1 protein-coding gene is annotated in these 234 nt (G+C 66.7%); it reads left to right on the forward strand.

All coding sequences use genetic code 11. The features are described from left to right. Positions 1-234 (forward strand): Ig-like domain-containing protein (locus JOY50_RS29440; RefSeq protein ID WP_243056214.1); only part of this gene is annotated, 234 nt, incomplete at both ends.

Genomic DNA, 234 nt, shown 5'->3' on the forward strand with positions numbered 1-234 from the left:
TGCGTGACGCCGAAGGCAACATCCTCGCGACGGGTACCGTTGGCGCCGATGGCACCTTCGTCATTGCCCTGACTCCTGCCGTGAACGACGGCAGTACCCTGCAAGTCACCCTGACCGATGCTGCTGGGAATGTGTCGCAGCCGGGCTCGGTCGCCTCTACCGACCTGCTGCCGCCTGCTCAACCGACTGACCTGGCCTTGGCCGACGGCGTGACCTTCACCGGTCGCGGCGAGC

This window comes from Pseudomonas sp. BP01, assembly GCF_022760795.1.
GTDB classification, from domain to species: domain Bacteria; phylum Pseudomonadota; class Gammaproteobacteria; order Pseudomonadales; family Pseudomonadaceae; genus Aquipseudomonas; species Aquipseudomonas putida_Q.